Source organism: uncultured Microbacterium sp. (assembly GCF_947488465.1).
GTDB lineage: Bacteria > Actinomycetota > Actinomycetes > Actinomycetales > Microbacteriaceae > Microbacterium.
In genome coordinates, this window is record NZ_CANKZA010000014.1 from 1 (window position 1) to 1,538 (window position 1,538).

Annotated in this window: 1 rRNA gene; it reads right to left on the minus strand. The window is 55.5% G+C overall.

Going from position 1 to position 1,538, the window contains the following annotated elements:
* Window positions 1-10: 10 nt before the first annotated feature.
* Window positions 11-1,532 (minus strand): 16S ribosomal RNA (locus tag Q0653_RS13980).
* Between the last annotated feature and the right edge of the window lie 6 nt (window positions 1,533-1,538).

Below are 1,538 nucleotides of genomic sequence, written 5' to 3' on the forward strand. Positions count from 1 at the left end.
TGCTCCTTAGAAAGGAGGTGATCCAGCCGCACCTTCCGGTACGGCTACCTTGTTACGACTTAGTCCTAATTACCAATCCCACCTTCGACGGCTCCCTCCACAAGGGTTGGGCCACCGGCTTCAGGTGTTACCGACTTTCATGACTTGACGGGCGGTGTGTACAAGACCCGGGAACGTATTCACCGCAGCGTTGCTGATCTGCGATTACTAGCGACTCCGACTTCATGAGGTCGAGTTGCAGACCTCAATCCGAACTGGGACCGGCTTTTTGGGATTCGCTCCACCTTACGGTATTGCAGCCCTTTGTACCGGCCATTGTAGCATGCGTGAAGCCCAAGACATAAGGGGCATGATGATTTGACGTCATCCCCACCTTCCTCCGAGTTGACCCCGGCAGTATCCCATGAGTTCCCACCATTACGTGCTGGCAACATAGAACGAGGGTTGCGCTCGTTGCGGGACTTAACCCAACATCTCACGACACGAGCTGACGACAACCATGCACCACCTGTTTACGAGTGTCCAAAGAGTTGACCATTTCTGGCCCGTTCTCGTATATGTCAAGCCTTGGTAAGGTTCTTCGCGTTGCATCGAATTAATCCGCATGCTCCGCCGCTTGTGCGGGTCCCCGTCAATTCCTTTGAGTTTTAGCCTTGCGGCCGTACTCCCCAGGCGGGGAACTTAATGCGTTAGCTGCGTCACGGAATCCGTGGAATGGACCCCACAACTAGTTCCCAACGTTTACGGGGTGGACTACCAGGGTATCTAAGCCTGTTTGCTCCCCACCCTTTCGCTCCTCAGCGTCAGTTACGGCCCAGAGATCTGCCTTCGCCATCGGTGTTCCTCCTGATATCTGCGCATTCCACCGCTACACCAGGAATTCCAATCTCCCCTACCGCACTCTAGTCTGCCCGTACCCACTGCAGGCTGGAGGTTGAGCCTCCAGTTTTCACAGCAGACGCGACAAACCGCCTACGAGCTCTTTACGCCCAATAATTCCGGATAACGCTTGCACCCTACGTATTACCGCGGCTGCTGGCACGTAGTTAGCCGGTGCTTTTTCTGCAGGTACCGTCACTTTCGCTTCTTCCCTGCTAAAAGAGGTTTACAACCCGAAGGCCGTCATCCCTCACGCGGCGTTGCTGCATCAGGCTTGCGCCCATTGTGCAATATTCCCCACTGCTGCCTCCCGTAGGAGTCTGGGCCGTGTCTCAGTCCCAGTGTGGCCGGTCACCCTCTCAGGCCGGCTACCCGTCGACGCCTTGGTGAGCCATTACCTCACCAACAAGCTGATAGGCCGCGAGCTCATCCTTGACCGAAATTCTTTCCAACTGCCGACCATGCGGCCACAGTTCATATCCAGTATTAGACGCCGTTTCCAGCGCTTATCCCAGAGTCAAGGGCAGATTGCTCACGTGTTACTCACCCGTTCGCCACTGATCCACCCAGCAAGCTGGGCTTCACCGTTCGACTTGCATGTGTTAAGCACGCCGCCAGCGTTCATCCTGAGCCAGGATCAAACTCTCCGTAAAAGAATG